This is a genomic window from Amycolatopsis sp. NPDC051045, assembly GCF_040682955.1.
GTDB lineage: Bacteria > Actinomycetota > Actinomycetes > Mycobacteriales > Pseudonocardiaceae > Amycolatopsis.
Genome location: NZ_JBFBCC010000014.1, coordinates 52,831 through 70,539 on the forward strand (window position 1 = coordinate 52,831; position 17,709 = coordinate 70,539).

General features: G+C 70.8%; 16 protein-coding genes. 4 read left to right on the forward strand and 12 right to left on the reverse strand.

Translation table 11 applies throughout. The features are described from left to right. Nucleotides 1-29 precede the first annotated feature (29 nt). From AB0M80_RS28995 to AB0M80_RS29040, 10 genes are all read right to left on the reverse strand, one after another. Nucleotides 30-1,754 carry a cation acetate symporter gene (locus tag AB0M80_RS28995; protein ID WP_364571283.1) on the reverse strand — a complete coding sequence of 575 codons (1,725 nt, stop codon included), beginning with the start codon at nt 1,752-1,754 and terminating at the stop codon, nt 30-32. A 28-nt stretch (nt 1,755-1,782) separates the two neighbouring features. Further along, a complete protein-coding gene (locus AB0M80_RS29000; protein WP_364571285.1) occupies nt 1,783-2,133 on the reverse strand; it encodes a hypothetical protein in 351 nt (116 codons plus the stop codon). Beyond that, nucleotides 2,130-2,885: a LytTR family DNA-binding domain-containing protein gene (locus AB0M80_RS29005; protein WP_364571287.1), complete on the reverse strand. Its 756-nt coding sequence runs from the start codon at nt 2,883-2,885 to the stop codon at nt 2,130-2,132. The genes AB0M80_RS29000 and AB0M80_RS29005 overlap by 4 nt, the downstream gene beginning before the upstream one ends. Then, nucleotides 2,882-3,937, reverse strand: coding sequence for a histidine kinase (locus tag AB0M80_RS29010; protein ID WP_364571288.1), 1,056 nt, complete (start codon nt 3,935-3,937; stop codon nt 2,882-2,884). The genes AB0M80_RS29005 and AB0M80_RS29010 overlap by 4 nt, the downstream gene beginning before the upstream one ends. Nucleotides 3,938-3,968: 31 nt before the next feature. Beyond that, the gene (locus tag AB0M80_RS29015) at nt 3,969-4,667 is read right to left on the reverse strand and encodes a hypothetical protein (protein WP_364571289.1); all 699 of its coding nucleotides are present in this window, start codon (nt 4,665-4,667) and stop codon (nt 3,969-3,971) included. A gap of 203 nt (nt 4,668-4,870) precedes the next feature. Continuing rightward, nucleotides 4,871-5,866, reverse strand: a complete 996-nt coding sequence (locus AB0M80_RS29020; protein ID WP_364571290.1) for an ABC transporter substrate-binding protein — start codon at nt 5,864-5,866, stop codon at nt 4,871-4,873. Nucleotides 5,867-5,899: 33 nt separating this feature from the next. Beyond that, nucleotides 5,900-6,952 (reverse strand): ABC transporter permease, encoded by a 1,053-nt coding sequence (locus AB0M80_RS29025; protein WP_364571291.1) that lies wholly within the window; start codon nt 6,950-6,952, stop codon nt 5,900-5,902. After that, nucleotides 6,949-7,713 carry an ATP-binding cassette domain-containing protein gene (locus AB0M80_RS29030; protein WP_364571292.1) on the reverse strand — a complete coding sequence of 255 codons (765 nt, stop codon included), beginning with the start codon at nt 7,711-7,713 and terminating at the stop codon, nt 6,949-6,951. Before AB0M80_RS29030 ends, AB0M80_RS29025 begins: the two co-directional genes overlap by 4 nt. Beyond that, entirely contained in the window at nt 7,710-8,747 is a 1,038-nt protein-coding gene (locus AB0M80_RS29035; protein ID WP_364571293.1) for a class I mannose-6-phosphate isomerase, read from the reverse strand. The genes AB0M80_RS29030 and AB0M80_RS29035 overlap by 4 nt, the downstream gene beginning before the upstream one ends. After that, the gene (locus AB0M80_RS29040) at nt 8,744-9,727 is read right to left on the reverse strand and encodes a LacI family DNA-binding transcriptional regulator (protein ID WP_364571690.1); all 984 of its coding nucleotides are present in this window, start codon (nt 9,725-9,727) and stop codon (nt 8,744-8,746) included. Before AB0M80_RS29040 ends, AB0M80_RS29035 begins: the two co-directional genes overlap by 4 nt. A 314-nt stretch (nt 9,728-10,041) precedes the next feature. Here AB0M80_RS29040 and AB0M80_RS29045 point away from each other — a divergent pair, with 314 nt between their 5' ends. The 3 genes from AB0M80_RS29045 to AB0M80_RS29055 all read left to right on the forward strand — a co-directional run bounded on the left by AB0M80_RS29045 (nt 10,042) and on the right by AB0M80_RS29055 (nt 16,296). Continuing rightward, entirely contained in the window at nt 10,042-13,266 is a 3,225-nt protein-coding gene (locus AB0M80_RS29045) for a GH92 family glycosyl hydrolase (protein ID WP_364571692.1), read from the forward strand. 58 nt (nt 13,267-13,324) lie between these two features. After that, nucleotides 13,325-15,715 carry a GH92 family glycosyl hydrolase gene (locus AB0M80_RS29050; protein WP_364571294.1) on the forward strand — a complete coding sequence of 797 codons (2,391 nt, stop codon included), beginning with the start codon at nt 13,325-13,327 and terminating at the stop codon, nt 15,713-15,715. 215 nt (nt 15,716-15,930) lie between these two features. Then, nucleotides 15,931-16,296, forward strand: coding sequence for a DUF3817 domain-containing protein (locus AB0M80_RS29055; RefSeq protein ID WP_091306129.1), 366 nt, complete (start codon nt 15,931-15,933; stop codon nt 16,294-16,296). A gap of 81 nt (nt 16,297-16,377) precedes the next feature. On the opposite strand, the gene AB0M80_RS29060 is transcribed toward AB0M80_RS29055, so the two are convergent. Next, the gene (locus AB0M80_RS29060) at nt 16,378-16,878 is read right to left on the reverse strand and encodes a MarR family transcriptional regulator (RefSeq protein WP_364571296.1); all 501 of its coding nucleotides are present in this window, start codon (nt 16,876-16,878) and stop codon (nt 16,378-16,380) included. A gap of 79 nt (nt 16,879-16,957) precedes the next feature. On the opposite strand from AB0M80_RS29060, the gene AB0M80_RS29065 reads away from it, so the two are divergent. After that, nucleotides 16,958-17,260, forward strand: coding sequence for a thiamine-binding protein (locus AB0M80_RS29065; RefSeq protein WP_364571298.1), 303 nt, complete (start codon nt 16,958-16,960; stop codon nt 17,258-17,260). A gap of 9 nt (nt 17,261-17,269) precedes the next feature. Here the strand turns inward: AB0M80_RS29065 and AB0M80_RS29070 are convergent, their stop codons facing one another. Then, nucleotides 17,270-17,677 (reverse strand): hypothetical protein, encoded by a 408-nt coding sequence (locus tag AB0M80_RS29070; protein ID WP_364571299.1) that lies wholly within the window; start codon nt 17,675-17,677, stop codon nt 17,270-17,272. Between the last annotated feature and the right edge of the window lie 32 nt (nt 17,678-17,709).

Genomic DNA, 17,709 nt, shown 5'->3' on the forward strand with positions numbered 1-17,709 from the left:
GTAGGGACGCGTGAGTCTCACGTGAAGATTCAGCGGTTCAACAGCCGGGCGAGACGACGAACGGTTGACGAACGGTCACGCGGTCCGGTCGAACGGGGTTCGTCCAGATGCAGGCGCAGCATCGCCGCCGTCGACCAGACGGGTGGCCTGCCCCGCAGGGAGACCAGGGCCATTACGCCGAACGCCAACGGTACCGACCAGGGTGCCGGTTGCTGCACCAGGATCGCCACCCAGCCGTGCAGCGGCGGCCCGGCGAGGGCCAGCAAGATCGAGCCGGACGACGCCACCAGCCCGGTCAGCACGCCGGCGATCCCGCCGGTCGCGGTCAGCCGCGGCCACCAGATGCCGAGCACCAGCAGCGGGCAGAACGTCGACGCGGCCACGGTGAAGCCCCACGTGACCAGCACCCCGGCGTCGAGCTCGGCCGAGCGCAGCGCCAGCAGCACCATCGCCCCGGCCACGCCGAACACGGCGATCCGCAGCCGGCGCAACCCGCCGGGCACGAGGTCGTGCGCGATCGCACCCGACATCACCAGCAGCAGGCCGAGCGACGTCGCCAGGAACGCGGCGAACGCGCCCGCGGTCAGCAGGGCCGTGAACAGCCCGCCGGCCCAGCCACTGTCCACTTGGTACGGCAGCGCGACGACCACGGTGTCCGTCGCGCCCGAGAGGTACAGCCCGGGGACGAGCACCCGGCCGAGCACGCCGTAGACGCCGGGGAAGAGGTAGAAGACGCCGAGCAGCGCGACCGTGATCGCCGCGGTGCGGCGCGCCGCGCGGCCGTCCGGGCTGGTGTGGAAGCGCATCAGGACGTGCGGCAGGCCCATCGTGCCCAGCATGGTCGCGACGAGCACGGCCCACGTGCCGAGCAGCGGGTAGCCCTGGTCGCCGAGGTCGAGCAGCGGGCGCCGCCAGTCGCCGCCGCCGAGCGGCGCGCCGCCGCGGACCGCGGGGACCGCCGTGCCCGCGCCGAACACGACCTCGTCCTGGCTGTGCGCGGTGAACTCGCCCGGCGGCAGGACTTCCACGACGCCGTTGCGCCGCACGGGCGTCGGTTCGCGCAGTTCCATGGTGACGTCGACCTCGAACTTCACCGGCGTCTCGCGGGCGAAGTGGGTGAACTCGACGGGGTTGAGCGCGTCGGTCCGGTTGACCGCGCCGGCCTGCAGCACGAGCCAGATCGCCGGGATCAGGAACAGCAGCAGCTTCAGCACGAACTGGAACGCCTGCACGTACGTCGCCGCGCGCATGCCGCCGAGCGCGAGGGTGATGCTGACCGCGGCGCCGGCCAGCACCACGCCGACCCAGTACGGGGTGCCGCCCACCGCGGTGAGCACCAGGCCGGCGGTGCGGAACTGCGGGACGACGTAGATCGTGCCGATCACCAGGACGACCACTGCGGCCAGGCGGCGCAGCGCGGGGGAGTTGAGGCGGGCTTCGGCGAAGTCGGGGACGGTCAGGGCGCCCGACCGCCGCATCGGCGCGGCGACGAGCACGAGCATCGCGATGTAGCCGGCGGTGAAGCCGACCGGGTACCACAGGGCCCCGATGCCGTTCTTGACGACGAGCCCGGCGATACCCAGGAACGAGGCCGCCGAAAGGTACTCGCCCGAGACGGCGGCCGAGTTCACCAGCGGCGAGATCCGCCGGGACGCCACGAGGAAGTCCGACGTCGTGCGCATCGCGGCGACCCCGCGGACGCCGATCAGCAGCGTCACGAGCACGACCGGGGCGACGGCGAGCGCGATGCCCACTAGTGCGCCCTGCCGCTCTCATGCAGGGTCATCGGTCGTCCTCCAGGCGCTCGGCGCGGCGCAGCTGCCAGCGGGCCAGCAGGGCCATGGCCGGGTACGGCAGCACCGCGAGCATCAGCCAGGACACGGGGATGCCCAGCAGGCGCACGGTGTCCAGGCCCGGGAAGATCGCGAACACGCCCGGCATGCCGAGCAGGAGCGCGAACATGAGGACCAGCGCGGGGATGCCGCGACGGCGTTGGGCCCGGTAGAGGGCGGTCGCGCGCTGGGTGTCGCCCGCGGGGAGCCGGGCCTGCCGCCAGCGGCCGCGCGACCGGCGGCGGGCGTGGGCCAGCCGGGTCTGCGGGCTGGTGACGGCGGCCCGCCGGATCTTGCTCATCGCGGGCCTGGCCCGAGCTGGCCGCGCTGGGCGGCTTCCAGCAGCCTGTCCCGCAGGTCGCGGGCGTGCCGGCGGCTCACCGGGACGTCGCCGGCCTCGGTGTGGGCGAGCAGCCCGCCCGCGGAGTCGCTGCGCAGCTCCAGCACCGCGTCGACGGCCACGAGGAACCCGCGGTGCACCCGGCTGAACCCGGTGCCCTCCCAGTACTCCTCGAGCCGCGAGATCGGTATCCGCACCAGGTGGACGCCGCCGCGGGTGTGCAGCCGGACGTAGTCGCCGTGCGCCTCGACGAACAGGACGTCGTCGCGGCGGACGTACCGGGTGCGGCCACCGGACTCGACCGGCAGGGCGGCCATGGCGTCCGGGGTCGGCCGCGAAGCCGGGGTCGCCATCCGCAGCACCTTCGCCAGGGCCGCGGACAGCCGTTCGGCGCGCACCGGCTTGAGCAGGTAGTCGACGGCGCCGATGCCGTACGCCGTCACGGCGTGCCCGTCGTACGCGGTCACGAACACGATGACCGGCGGTTCGCTCAGCTTCGCCAGCAGGGACGCGAGTTCCAGGCCGTCGAGGCCCGGCATCGAGATGTCGAGGAACACCGCGTCGAACCGGTCGGCTTGCAGCAGCTTCAACGCCTTCAGCGCGTCACCCGCGCCGACGACTTCGCGGACTTCGGGCGCTTCGCGGAGCATGCGGCAGAGCTCGTCCAACGCGGGTGGCAGGTCGTCGACGGCGAGGACGCGCAGGCCGGTCACGGCAGCACCCCCGGCTGGAACCGCGGCACCCGCACGATCACCCGGGTGCCCGCGCCGACCTCGGTTTCGACGGTGAGGCCGTACCAGGCGCCGTAGACGTCCCGCAGTCGCCTGTCCACGTTGGCCAATCCCAGACCTGCGGCATCGTCCTCGCCGACGCGCCCGGCGAGGATGTCCGCCGCCCGTTCCGGGTCCATGCCGACCCCGTCGTCCTCGACGAAGATCACGCAGTCGTTCCCTTCCGCCTGGCCGTGCACCTGGACGTGGCCGGTGCCCGACCGCGGCTCGATGCCGTGCCGGATCGCGTTCTCCACCAGGGGTTCCAGCACCAGGTACGGCACGGCGACGGCGAGGATCTCCGGCGCGACCCGCACCTGGACGCGCAGCCGTTCGCCGAGCACCGCCCGCTGCAGCGCGAGGTAGGTCTCGATCGCGCGGAACTCCTCGGCGACCACGGTGTACTCACCGTGCCTCGCCAGGCTGTAGCGGGTGTAGTCGGCGAAGTCGAGCATGAGGTCGCGGGCGCGGTCGGGGTCCGAGCGCACCAGCGACGCGATGACGGTGAGCGCGTTGTAGACGAAGTGCGGCGACATCTCCGCCCGCAGGGCCCGCAGTTCGGCCTGCGCCGCCTGTTCCGCCGACGCCTCGAGCCTGCCGCGCTCCAGCGCCCGGACGACCAGGTCGGCGGCCTGGCCGGCGACCGCGTCCCGGACGTCGCCGACGACCAGCAGGGCGCCCGCGAGTTCGTCGTGGACGTGCAGCGGCAGCACGAGAACGTCCGGCGCGGAGCCCGGTTCCTCGGTGTGCAGCACGCCGTCGAGCACCTTCGCCACGACCGCGTCCGGCCCCGGCCGTCCGGACCACAGCAGCGATCCGGACAGGTCGGTGAGGCCGAGCCCGGGGAAGCCGAACAGCCGGCGCAGGCGGTGCGCGGCGCGGCGGGCGCGGGTGCCGGACAGGCCGTCGCGCAGGTCGTCGGTGATGCGGTGGGCGGCGGCGAGCACCGGCAGCGGGTCGGCGCGGGACGCCGGGCGCAGGTGCAGCGCGGTCATCGAGCCTCCCTCGGCGGCTGGGGAGTAGATCCTACGGCCAGGCGGGGCCCTCCTGATCGGCCAGCACCTGGGCGTGGCGGCGGAACCGGCGCCAGGTGCGGTAGTGGTCGATCGCCGTGACGCCGCCCAGCAGGCTCGCGTTCGCCGGGTACGGCCGGTCCGGCAGCGAGATCCAGCCGGTCGTGCGGGTCTCCTTGACCGCCACCGGCACCGGCCGGAACGTCGTCGGGTCGAGACCGTCGCTGTGCCGGACGACCTCGTCGAAGAACCAAGCCGAGGTGATCAGGGCCAGCACGCCACGCGACGCCTTGAGCGCCTCCCGCAGCGGTTTCGCCTCGAGCAGCCGGAACGTCTGGTTGATCGCCGGGGCGGTGACGCCGTGGTCGTCGTAGGCGACTTCGCCCGCGTGCAGCGCCATCCGGAGCCGGATCCGGGCCCCGGCGTCGTGCGTCCGGTTGTGCCGGTGCAGTGCGACCGCGAGCGCGGTCGGCAGGAACTCGACGAAGAGTCCCTTCGGGATTTCCGGCGGCGCGAGGACGAAGACCCCGTCGCCGCAGTCGTCGGGCCGGCAGTCCCGCCAGGGGACGCCGGCGTCGTCGAACGCCCGGTCCAGTGCGCGGTAGAGCCCGGCGCGCAACGCCAGGCGGTCGGGCGTGCTCCTGCGTTGGTCGCCGTAGCCCTCGACGTCGACCGCCAAGACCGTGCGGTGCACGGCCGGCCGATACCTCATCGCACCCTCCTGCGATCATGCATGTGCCGATGCATCTGCATGTGCATGCGAGTGTGACGCGGGCCACCCTTCCGGGGGAACGGGTCATGCGGTGAGCGGTTCTCTCACCGCGGTGACCGGCAGTGGTCGTTCACCGGCGGTGAAACGGCTGGTCAGAACCCTGCGAGGGTGGGCGGACCCCTCGCAGGGCTCTGACGGACGGGTCAGCAGCTCTGCTTGTAGAAGTACTGCGAGTTGGCGTCCATGTCGGCCTTGGTGATCGAGTGCAGCTGCGCGGTGAGGTTCCGCGTCGCCGGCTTGCCCTCGATGGCTGCGACCGCCTGCTGGACGCCCTGGGTGCCGATTGAGGCCGGGTCCTGGGCGATCAGGGCCTGGTACTGGCCGTTCTTGAGGCCTTCGACCTCGGACGGGCTCGCGTCGAAGCCGATCAGGTTGACCGCGCCGACCTTGCCCGCGTTGCGCAGGCCGGTCGCCGCGCCCTCACCGGTGTTGAGGTTGGTCGCGAAGACGCCGATGAGGTCCGGGGTCGACGACAGGGCCGCCGTCACCTTGGCCGCCGCCTGTTCCGGCTCGTTCTGGGTGAACTGGACGCCGAGCGACTTCAGGTTCGGCGTGTTCTTCAGCTCGTCCTCGAAGCCCTTCGCGCGGGCCGCCGTGGTGGAGGTGCCCGCGATCGTGTCGAGGACGAGGACCGAGCCGCTCTTGCCGGCCGAGAGCTTCGCCATCGTCTGCGCGGCGAGCTTGCCGCCCGCCGTGTTGTCGGAGGAGACCGACGACACGGCCACACCGGTGTCCTTCAGTGCGGTGTCGACCTCGACGATCTTCGTGCCGCGCGCCTTCACCTGCTGGATGGGGGCCAGCATCGCGGTGTCGTCGGTGGGGGCGATCAGCAGCGCCGCCGGCGGGTTCGCGCCGAGCGCGTTGACCAGCTGGGTCTGCAGGGGAGCGTCGAACTTCTGGGGCGCCTGCGTGGTCAGCTCGTAGCCCAGCTTCTTCGCCTCGGCTTCCGCGCCGCACTGCAGCGAGATGTAGAACGGCTCGGCCTGCACGCCCGGGATCAGCGCCAGCTTCTTGCCGCCGGTCGGCTGGGCGGAGTCGCCGGACCCGGTCTGCCCGACCGTGCCGGAGCCGCACGCGGTCAGGAGGGCGGCGGCGGACGCCAGCGCGCCCACGGCCAGGAGCGTCTTGGAAAGGTTCATGACACAAGCACCTCTTTGTACTCGGAAGGGGACTCAGCGGGAGTTGCGGCGACGGCGGCGGCGCTGGTCGAACCAGACCGCGGCGACCAGGACCCAGCTGACGATGAACATCTGCCAGAAGTCCTGGACGTGGATGATGTTGAAGCCCTTGCGCAGCACCGCGGGGATGAAGACCCCGATCACCGTGCCGAGGATCGTGCCGACGCCGCCGAAGAGGCTGGTCCCGCCCATCACGACCGCGGCGATCGCGTTGAGGTTGTCGGTGGTGTGCCCGGAAATGGTGGTCGAGTTGTAGTAGGCCAGCGAGAGGAACCCGGCGATCCCGGCCAGGAAGCCGGTCAGCGTGTACACCTTCAGCAGGTGCATCGTGACGCCGATGCCCGCGCGCCGCGAGCCCTCGGCGTTGGAGCCGACCGCGAACGTGTACCGGCCGAACTTCGTCGTCCGCAGCAGCCAGGCGCCGATCACGGTGATCACGATCGCGACGATCACCAGGTTGGGCACCACGCCGAAGGACGTGCCGTACCCCAGCGTCTGCGTGAGCGCGGCCGGCACCGTGCGCAGGTCCGAACCGCCGTTGAGCAGGTAGGCGGTGGCCAGCGCGGCGCCCATCGTGCCGAGCGTGACGATCAGCGCCGGGATCTTGGCCACCGCGACCAGGAAGCCGTTGATCAGGCCCCAGATCGTTCCCGTGATCACCGCGACGACGAGCCCGACGGTGATGACGCCCCAGCCCGCCTTCGACGCGTCGCCGCCGGACATCCCCTCCATCGTCTTGCCCGCGACCATGCCCGCGAGGATCAGCACCGAGCCGACCGACAGGTCGATGCCCGAGGTGATGATCACGAACGTCATGCCGACGGAAAGGATCAGCAGGACCGAGGACTCGATGAACAGCGTCTGGAAGGTGAACAGCGTCGGGAAGCTGTCCGGCGCGATCGCGCTGAAGAGCACGACCAGCGCCACCAGGACCAGCCCGATCCAGAACGTGTTGGCCTCGATCAGGCGCCGGCCCGGCGACCGCTTGCCGAAACCGGCTTCCGGCGTCTCCTGGATGTCCTTCTTCTCGGGAGTCGACACGCTCACGCCGCCTCCTCCTGCACGAGTGCGCCGGTCATCGCGGCGACGAGGTCTTCGAGCTTGGTGTCCCTGCCGGTGAACCGGGCGACGCGCTTGCCGAGCCGCAGCACTTCGACGCGGTCGGCGACCGACAGCACCTCGGGCATGTTGTGGCTGATCAGCACGACGGCGATGCCCTTGTCGCGCACCTTCTTGATGACGTCGAGCACGCGCTCGCGCTGGACGACGCCCAGGGCCGCCGTCGGCTCGTCCATGAACACGACCTTCGACGCCCACACGACCGAGCGCGCCACGGCGACGCTCTGGCGCTGGCCACCGGACAGCGAGCCGATCGGGACGTCGGTGCTCTGCAGCGTCACGCCGAGGCGCTGGAACTCTTCGACGGCCTGCCGCCGCATCTCGGCCTTGTCGAGCATGCCGAGCTTGCCGAGGATGCCTTTGCGGTGGATCTCGCGGCCGAGGAACAGGTTCGCCGCCGGGTCGAGTTCCGGCGCGACGGCGAGGTCCTGGTAGACGGTCTCGATGCCCATCCGCCGCGCGGTGGTCGGCGAGTCGAAGTGCACCTCCTCGCCGTCCAGGACGATCTTCCCCGACGTCGGCTGTTCCGCGCCGGAGAGGCACTTGACCAGCGTGGACTTGCCGGCGCCGTTGTCGCCGATCAGCGCCGTCACCTCGCCCGCGCGCGCCTGGAACGACGCGCCGCGCAGGGCCTCGACGGACCCGTAGTGCTTGGTGAGGTCGATCGCGTCCAGGAGGATTTCGCTCATCCGTGCCTCTCTTCCGGCGCCGGCGGCCGGCAGCGGATGACCGTCGCGGAGCCGGACAGCTCGGTCTGGCCGGCGTCGAACGGGACGACGTAGGTGTCGCCCTTCGCCAGCGCGTGTTCGCCGCCGTGCTCGGTGCGCAGGGTGGCTTCGCCGTCCAAGACGACCAGGACCGCGAACGACGGATCGAGTGACAACGTTGTCGCCTTGTCGGTGCGTAGCTGTTCGGCTCGGAAGAACCGCTCCGAGCCGCCGGCCAGCAGATCCACGGTGGACGAGTTGTCGCCCGCGGTGCGCTTGATGATCGTCTCGAGGCGTTCGGCGTCCCAGCCGGAGGTGTCGAGTGCCTCGATCGCCGTGTCGAACCCGAGGCCGAGGTGGCCCTTCTCCGGTGACGCGAGGAAGTCGCGCCACTCGATGGTGAGCGAAAAGTCCGTCGGCTGCTGCAGCTCGACGACGAACACGCCTTCGCCGATCGCGTGCGGGAGCCCCGCGGGGATGTAGACGGTGTCGCCGGCGGAAACCGGGATGCTGTTCAGGGCGCCCAGCATCGAAGGCACGTCCTGCTCCCGCGTCCACTCGGACACCGTCGCCTTCGGCAGCGTCTCCTTGAAGCCGGGGTAGACGCGCGGGTCGTCGCCGTAGGTGCCGACCACGATCCACGCCTCGGTCTTGCCGAAGTGGGAGTCGAAGTGCCGCTTCGCGAACGCGTCGTCGGGGTGGAAGTGCACGGGCAGCCGCTGGCCCGCGTCGAGCAGCTTCACCAGCAACCCGGTCGACGTCCCGAGCGCCTCGACGTGCTTCGCGCCGAGCCAGGCCGGGGCGTCGCGCTCGACGGCGTCGCGCAGCCAGGAGCCGTCGGGCAGCCGGGTCAGGCCGTTGGTCTCCTGGTCGAACATCGTGGTCGCCGAGGCGACCCAGTCCTCCGGGCCGGACTTCTTGTCGGAGGAGGCTCCGCGCAGCGCCGCGATGGCGTCGCCCCCGCGGTAGAACTGCGGCGGCTGGTTGGCGGCGAGCCGGATCGGTTCGAGGGTCACGGGGCGACCTCACCGGAACCACGGGCGACGAGATGCACGGGCAGGACTACCTTTCTGGGCGGGGACTGATCTCCTTGGACGCGGGCGAAGAGCAGTTCGGCCGCGGCGTGGCCCAGTGCGCTCACGTCGTGCGCGACCACGGTGACCGGCGGGTTCAGCAGGTCCGCCAGCTCGAAGTCGTCGAACCCGACCATCGCCGGGCGGCGCTCGGCGTGCGCGAGCGCGCGCAGCAGGTGCACGGCGATCCGGTTGTTGCCGGCGATCACCGCGGTGGCCGCGTCCGGGCCGTCCAGCAGCCGCTTCACCGCGTTCCCGATGCCGTCCGGCGTCGGCGTGCTCATGGTGACCAGCGACTCGTCGTAGGAGATCCCGTTGCGCACGCAGCCCTCGCGGAACCCGCGCAGGCGCTCGGCCGCGGTGAAGATGTCCGGGCTGTCACCGAGGAACGCGATCCGCCGGTGCCCGTGCTGCGCCAGGTGGGTGACCGCTTCGATGGTGCCGCCGAGGTTGTCGACCAGCACGGTGTCGGCGACGATGTCGCCGGCCGGCCGGTCGATGAACACCACCGGCGTGCCCGCGCGCATCTCCGGCACCAGGTAGCCGTGCTGCAGGCCGGCCGGGACGACGAGGATGCCGTCCACCCGCCGCGCGCAGAACTCCAGCACGAGCTCGCGCTCGCGGTCGGAGTTCTCCTCGGACGAGCCGGTGAGCACCTGGCGGCCGAACGACGTCGCGATGCGCTCGACCGCACGGTTCAGTTCGGAGTAGAAGGGGTTGCCGACGTCCTCGACGATCAGCCCGATGGTGCCGGTGGTCGACCCGCGGCGCAGGTTCCGCGCGCCCAGGTTGCGCCGGAACCCCAGCTGTTCGATGGCCGCCATGACCCGCTCAGCGGTGTCCGGGTGCACTGCCGGTTCGTCGTTGACCACGCGCGAGACGGTCTTGATGCTCACGCCCGCCAGCCGGGCCACGTCGCTCATCGTGGCCCGCCTGCTCGCGGTGCGCGTGCTGCCGTCCCGGTCCCGGCCGAGGGGAGACAACGTTGTCATAGTGACGGGGATTGAACGCCACGCACCCGGCGCTTGTCAACGCCTGCTGCGTGGATTGTGCCGATTCGGCTACCGACGTCGTAGGGCAGACGGTTGATCACGCTGTCCGGAAGCGGACAGGTCTTGACGGATCCCTTGACGGTCTCGTGAGCCGCTGCCCAAGGTGGCCGGGTTCGACCGACTGCGCGACAAGGTTGTCATTTCACCCTTTTCGGTCGCGCTGACGAGGTGGAGAGGCGATGGCGATGGCGCGAGCGCGCTGGAGAGCCGGTTCAATCTTCTTGGCCCTGGCGGTGACGGCAGCGGTGGCTCCCGCTGTCCCCGCGGCGGCAGCTCAAAGCACCGATTACGCGAAGTGGGTCAACCCCTTCGTGGGCACCCGGCCCGGCGGGGCCGACCACGGCACCGGGGGCGGTGCCGGCAACACGTTCCCGGGCGCGGTGGCGCCGTTCGGCATGGTCCAGTGGAGTCCCGACACGGTGAAGTCCCAGCCCGGCGGGTACTTCTACGACGACGACGCCCTGACCGGCTTCAGCCTGACGCACCTGTCCGGCGCCGGCTGTTCGACCTATCAGGACATCCCGTTCATCCCATACGTCGGCGAAGTGACGACTTCCCCGGCGACCGACCCAGCGCATTACACGTCGAAGTTCTCGCACGCCAACGAACACGCGACCGCGGGCGCCTACGACGTCACGCTCGACAGCGGCGCGAAGGTCGAGCTCAGCGCGACCCAGCGCACCGGCTCGGCGCGGCTGACCTACCCGGCCGGCGCGTCCTCGACGCTGCTGGTCAACACCTCCGGCTCGGTCAACGGCACCGACGACGCGTCGATCACCATCGGCAGGGACACCATCAGCGGCTGGGCCACGAGCGGCCGCTTCTGCGGCGCGCGCAACAGCTACCGCGTCTACTTCTCGGCGAAGTTCGACACGCCGTTCGAGTCGATCGGCACCTGGAAGAACGGCGCCGTGACGCCGAACAAGGCCGCCGAAACCGGTGGGGCCAAGGCGAAGGTGGCCCAGCCCAACGGCGTCGACGCGTCGATCGCCCGGCCGGCCAAGGTGGCGCCGCAGAACACCACCGTCAGCGGACCCGGCAGCGGCGGGTACGTCACCTTCGCGAACCTCAACGGCGCGCAGGTGAACGTCCAGGTCGGACTGTCCTTTGTGTCCGTGGACGGCGCGAAGGCCAACCTCAAGGCCGAGAACACCAAGAAGCCGTTCGACACCGTCGCCGCGGCCGCGCGCAAGGCGTGGAACGACCAGCTCGGCAAGATCGCCGTCACCGGCGGCTCCGACGCCGACCGGACGACGTTCTACACGTCGCTGTACCACTCGCTGATCCAGCCCAACGTGTTCTCGGACGTGGACGGTCGGTACCCGGGCTTCGACGGCCGGATCCACCAGGCCGACAAGGGCCACGCGATGTACACCAACTTCTCCGGCTGGGACATCTACCGCTCGGAGATCCCGCTGCTGGCGACGATCGCGCCGAAGGAGACGTCGGACATCGTCCGCTCGATGATGGCCTACGCCGAGCAGGGCGGCTCGTGGGACCGCTGGACGGTCGCGAACGACTACACCGGCGTCATGAACGGCGACCCGTACCACATCATCGTGTCCAGCGCGTACGCGTTCGGCGCGCGGGACTTCGACGCCCAGAAGGCGTTGCTGCTGATGGTCAAGGGCGCCACCCAGCCGACGCAGGGCTACACCGAACGGCCCGGCCTCGAGGACTACCAGACCCTCGGGTACGTCCCCGGCGCCGGCGCGGACACGCTCGAATACACCAGCGCGGACTTCGCCATCGCCCAGTTCGCCAAGCGGCTCGGCGACTCCGCGACGTACACGACGTTCATGAAGCGAGCCCAGAACTGGCAGAACCTCTACAACCCGGGCACCGGCCACCTGCAGCCGCGCAACTCCGACGGTTCCTTCGCCGGCGCCTACAACCCGGCGAGCTCGCAGGGCTGGGTCGAGGGCAACGGCGCGCAGTACGACTGGATGGTGCCCTACGACCTCGGCGGCCTGGTCACCGCGTTCGGCGGCAGCACCGCCGTCCAGTCCCGGCTGGACACCTTCTTCACGAAGCTGAACGCGGGCACGCAGGAGCCGTACGCGTTCATGGGCAACGAGCCGAACTCGAACGCCCCGTGGGTGTACTCCTACGCGGGCGCGCCGGCCAAGACGCAGTCGATCGTCCGGCGCTCGATGAACGAGCTGTACAACCCGCGGCCCGAGGGGCTGATCGGCAACGACGACCTCGGCCAGATGTCGTCCTGGTACGTCTGGGCCGCGCTCGGCATCTACCCGGAGATCCCGGGCCGCGCCGAGTTCGTGCTCAACACGCCGCTGTTCCCGAAGGCCGTGCTGACGACGGGGGCGGGCAAGAAGATCACCGTCACGTCGGCCGGCACCGGTGACTACGTCGCGGGCCTGAAGGTCAACGGCGGGGCCGCGGCGAAGGCGTGGATGCCGGAGGCACTCGTCTCGACGGGCGGCACCCTCGACTTCACGCTGTCGGCGACGCCGACCGCGTGGGGCAGCGCGCCGGCCGACGCCCCGCCGTCCTTCCGCGACCAGGAGAAGCCGAGCCTGTCGTTCGTCGACCCGGCTCGCGCGGTGACGCCGTCGGGGTCGACGTCCCAGGTCTCGGTGGGCGTCCAGGACCTTTCGGGCACGGCCCGGAGCTGGACGTACTCCGCGGGCAGCGCCGACGGGATCACGCTGACCCCGGCGACCGGCAGCATCGCGGTGCCCGCCGCGGGCAAAGCCCAGGCGGAGCTGACGGTGTCGGTCCCCGCCGGGCTGGCCGACGGTGCGCGGCGCATCCCGGTGACGTTCTCGGCGCCCGGGGTGGCCTCTTCGCAGGCCGTGCTCACGGTGCTCGTGGCCCAGCCGAACAGCTGGCTCGCCACGGTGGACAACGCCGGGATTTCGCCGGACGCCAAGCCCGAGGCGGCGAACTTCGACGGCGGTGGCTGGAGTTACTCGGCCGACGCGCTGGCCGCGGCCGGGGCCGTCCCGGGCGGGACGGTCACCAGTGACGGGCTGAAGTTCACCTGGCCGTCTTTCCCTGCCGGGGACCCGGACAACGTGATCGCCGGCGGGCAGACGGTGAACGTCTCCGGCTCGGGGCGGCTCGCGCTGCTCGGCTCGGCGTCGAACGGCAACGCGTCGGGCACGCTGACCGTCACCTACACCGACGGCAGCAGGTCCACCGCCACCATCGGGTTCTCCGACTGGACCCTCGGCGGCGGCGGCGCGCAGCCGTCGTTCGGCAACCGGATCGTGCTGTCGACCCCGTACCGCAACGCTTCGGGCGGCGACCCGCAGCAGATCCGCACCATGGTGTTCGGCACCAATCCGATCACCCTCGACGCGGGCAAGACGGTGGCGAGCGTGACGCTGCCGTCGAACGTCAGCGGCGGCGCGCTGCACGTGTTCGCGATCGCCGTCGGCGCGTGATGATCCATCCCGGAAAGGCCGCCCGCGCGGGCGGCCTTCCCCTTTTCCGGAGGCTGTCTTGGTGAAGAGCAAGGTTCTGGCGGGCGCGCTGGCGCTCACCGTGGTGGCGACGGGGGTGAGTCCCGCCGTGGCCCACGCGGCCGGCGGGGACGCCCTTGACGCCGTCAACACGTTCATCGGCACGCAGGACGAGGGCAACACGTTCCCGGGCGCCTCGGCGCCGTTCGGGATGACGCAGGTCAGCCCGATCACCTCGCACTACGCCGGCTACCGCTACACCGACACCGCGATCCGCGGGTTCGGGCACTTCTTCCTGTCCGGCGCGGGCTGCTGGGAGCAGGGCGGCCTGGTCTCGACCCTGCCGACGACCGGGGAGGTGGGCCCCGGCAAGGCTTTCGACACGACGCAACCGTCCTCTTTCGACCAGAAGCAGTACGCTTCGCCGTTCACCCACGACGGAGAAGTCGGTAAGCCCGGCTACTACAAGGTCCGTCTGACCGGCTACGGCGGTGTCGACGTCGAGACGACTGCGGCCACGCGGGCGGGCGTCGAACGGTACACGTTCGCCCAGTCCGGTGCCGCCAACGTCTTCGTCAACGTCGGGCAGGCCAACGACAAGGAACCGGTGACGGGCAGCAGCATCCGCGTCGTGGACGACCGGACCGTCGAAGGAACCGTGGAGTCGCAGGCGTTCTGCGGCGGCAAGGCCTACACGACGTACTTCACGACGAAGTTCGACCAGCCGTTCAAGGCGTTCGGCACGTGGTCACCGGCCGGCGGCACGCCCGGCTCCCGCTCGTCCGAAGGCGGTGCGGGCCTGCGCGGCGCGTGGCTGACGTTCGGCGGTTCGAGCCAGGTCACCGCCACCACCGCGATCTCGCAGGTGGACGCGGCCGGCGCGCGGATCAACCTGGCCGCCGAACGCATCCGGTCGTTCGACGCGGCCAAGGCGGACGTGCAGAAGACCTGGCGGCGCGAGCTGTCCACTGTGGACATCAAGGGTGGTACGCCCGACGACCGCACGGTCTTCTACACCTCGCTCTACCACACGCTGCTGCAGCCGCTCACCGCGAACGACGCGGACGGCCGCTACTACGGGTTCGACAAAAAGATCCACCGCGCGGTCGGCTGGACGTACTACGACTTCTTCTCGCTGTGGGACACCTACCGCACGCAGAACCAGCTCCTGGCGTTGCTGCGGCCGGACCGGGCGCGGGACATCGCGAAGAGCATCCTGGCGATCCACGACCAGGGCGGCTGGCTACCGCGGTGGGCGTACGCCAGCCAGGAGACGAACACGATGACCGGCGACCCGGTCACGCCGTTCCTGGTGGACCTGTGGCGCTTCGGCGCGCTGTCGGGCGAGGAGATGCACGCCTACCAGGCCCTCCTGCAGAACTCGCGCGAGATCCCGCCCGCCGCGTCGCCGTTCCAGGGCCGCTCGGGCAACGCCAGTTACCAGAAGGACGGCTTCGTCCAGTACGACCCGGACTTCCCGAAGAAGGGGCAGGACACCGATCCGAACCACGGCGCGTCGGCCACCCTGGAGTACGCGCTCGGTGACTGTTCGCTGTCGGTCATGGCCGCGGCCCTCGGCAAGAAGGCCGACGCGGCGGCGCTGGCCGCGAAGGGCCGGACCTACCGGACGTTGTGGGACGAAACGCAGACCGACCGCGGCTTCACCGGGTTCTTCCGGCCGAAGGTGCTCGGCGGCGCGTGGTTCTCACCCGCGGACAAGCCGTACAGCCCGCAGAGCCAGGACGGCTTCCACGAGGGCACGGCCTGGCAGTACCAGTGGCTCGTGCAGCAAGACGTGCCCGGCCTGGTCCAGCGGATGGGCGGCCCGGCGGCCACGGGTAAGCGCCTGGACGACTTCTTCGCCTACGACGAGCTGGTGAAGAACCCGGCGACGGCGGTTCGCGAGAACTGGGTCGTCGGCCCGTACGACTACTACGACCAGTTCCGCTACAACCCCAACAACGAGCCGGACCTGCACTCGCCGTGGATGTACGCGCTCACCGGGCAGCCGGCGAAGACGTCGACGGTCGTGCGGGCGGCGCACACGCTGTTCACCAACGCGCCCAACGGCGTGACCGGAAACGACGACCTGGGCACCATGTCGGCCTGGTACGTCTTCAGCGCGCTGGGGATGTACCCCGCCGTCCCAGGGACTGGGAACTTCGTGCTCAACGTGCCGCGGTTCGAGAAGTCCGTGCTGCACCTGGAGAACGGGCGCGACGTCACGATCAAGGCGCCGGGTGCCGCCGGCTCGAAGCTGCAGTACGTCTCGGGCCTGAAGGTCGGGTCGAAGCCCAGTGACCGCGTGTTCGTCGGCGTGGACCAGCTGAAGCGTGGCGCGACGCTCGACTTCACCCTCACCACCGACGCTGCGAAGGCGACGTGGGCGACATCACCGTCGTCCGCCCCGCCTTCACCCTGCGCGGAGTAGACACGAGCGCTCACGGCCGTGGTTCAGACCACAATGGACCGCGGCCGTGAGCATCGTCACGGCCCCCGGTGTTCCGGTGAGCGCCGTCACGCCTCACACTGGTATCAGCACGTCCGACAGAGCTGTTGACGTTCATGGTGAGTCCGCCTTGGACGGTTGTCGGGCGGCTTTCTCATGTCAGGACCAGACGTGGTGAGACCCCACAGGAGGAAGAAGTGTCCAGCAAGGCCGCTCTAGTGTTCCGCGTGGCCGCAGTAGCCGAAGCCCTGTCGTGGGCCGGGCTGCTGGTCGGGATGTTCCTCAAGTACGTCGTCCACTCCTCCGGCGAGGGCGGCGTGCCCGTCCTCGGCATGGTGCACGGCGTGATCTTCGTCCTCTACGTGGTGATCTCCCTGTCCGTGGCGAAGCCGCTCGGCTGGCGCCCGAAGACGCTGGTCTTGGCCCTGCTCGCGAGCATCCCGCCGCTGTTCACGTGGCTGTTCGAGAAGTGGGCGCTGCGCAACGGCAAGCTCGACGGCCCGCAGCGGCTGTCCCACGGCGGTGTCGGCCTGTTCCAGGCCAAGGAACCCGTCGCCGCCTGATTCCCGTTCGTGAGAAAGGCCCGCGCTGTCCGCGCGGGCCTTTTTCGTGTTCTCTCGTGTGGACGGTGCGCTGCGGAACGGCTACTCGCTGAAGTCTCCGGCGGCGCGGCGCACCTTCGTCAGCAGGTCCGTCAGCTGCTCGGTCTGGCGCTCGGTCAGGCCGCTCAGCCCGAAGTCGATCGCGGTGACGGCTTCGGTCGCGGCCGCGCGGCGCGCCCGGCCCTCGTCGGTGATCTCCACCAGCGTCGTGCGGCGGTCCGTCGGGTGCGGGACCCGCTTCACCAGCCCGTCGCGCTCCAGGCGGTCCACTATGTTGGTGACACTGGTGGGGTGCAGCTGGAGCCGCTCGCCCATCACCCGCATCGGCAGGCTGGCGCTGCGGGCGAAGGTGAGCAGCACCAGCGCTTCGTACCGGGCGAAGGTCAGGCCGTGCGGCTTGAGCGCGCCGTCCACCGCGGACTGGATGATCTGCTGGACCCGCATCACCCCGGTCACCGCGGCCATGGTCCCGGAGGGCCCGATGCGGTCCTCCCAGATCCGGGCCGCGCGGGCGATCGGGTCGAACGGCAGCGGACGGTTCATGACACGCGAAGTTACCAGCGGGTACCGGCGGGTGTCGCACGACTGGCGGAAATGACCACCGAAGAAGGGAATTCCGAGCATGATCGTCGCGTTCAGCGTGAGCCCGTTCGGCGGGGAGCCCGACGGCGGGGTGAGCGAAGCCGTCGCCCGCGCGGTGAAGGTGGTCCGCGAATCCGGGCTGCCCAACTCGACCAACGCGATGTTCACCAACATCGAGGGCGAGTGGGACGAGGTGATGGACGTCGTCAAGCGCGCGGTCGAGGCCGCGGGCGAGGGCTCGGCCCGCGTCGGCCTGGTCCTGAAAGCGGACATCCGCCCCGGCTTCACCGACCAGCTGGAAGCCAAGGTGGACCGGATCGAAGCCCACCTCCGCGACTCCTGAGCCTCGGTGTCAGGGCAGCGGCGGGGTCAAGGCGATCGTCCAGCGGCCGTCTTCGCTCGTCACCGTCAGCGGGTAGCTGAACGGCCTGCCGTCGCCGAGGGTGCCCGCCACCGTCGCGTGGGTCGGCGCCGCCGGGTCCGGGGCCAGCTCCACCACGACGTCGCGGACGCCGCGGTCGGCCAGCACCGCGACGTAGTCCTTCGCGAAGTCGCCGCCGCCGGAGCCGGGGTAGTCGAGCAAGCCGGCGAGAGCGTCGGAATCGTGGGCGTCCAGCGCCGTGGCGAGCCGGTCGCGCAGCTCGGCGGGCGAGGCCGCGCCCGGGTCCGGTTCGTGCACGATGAGCACCGTCACCGCGCCGACCCAGACGACGGCGGCCGCGATCGACAGGCCCACCTTCACGTCACGCCGGATGTGCACCCGGCCGAGCCTGCCCCAGCCGTGCCGTCCTG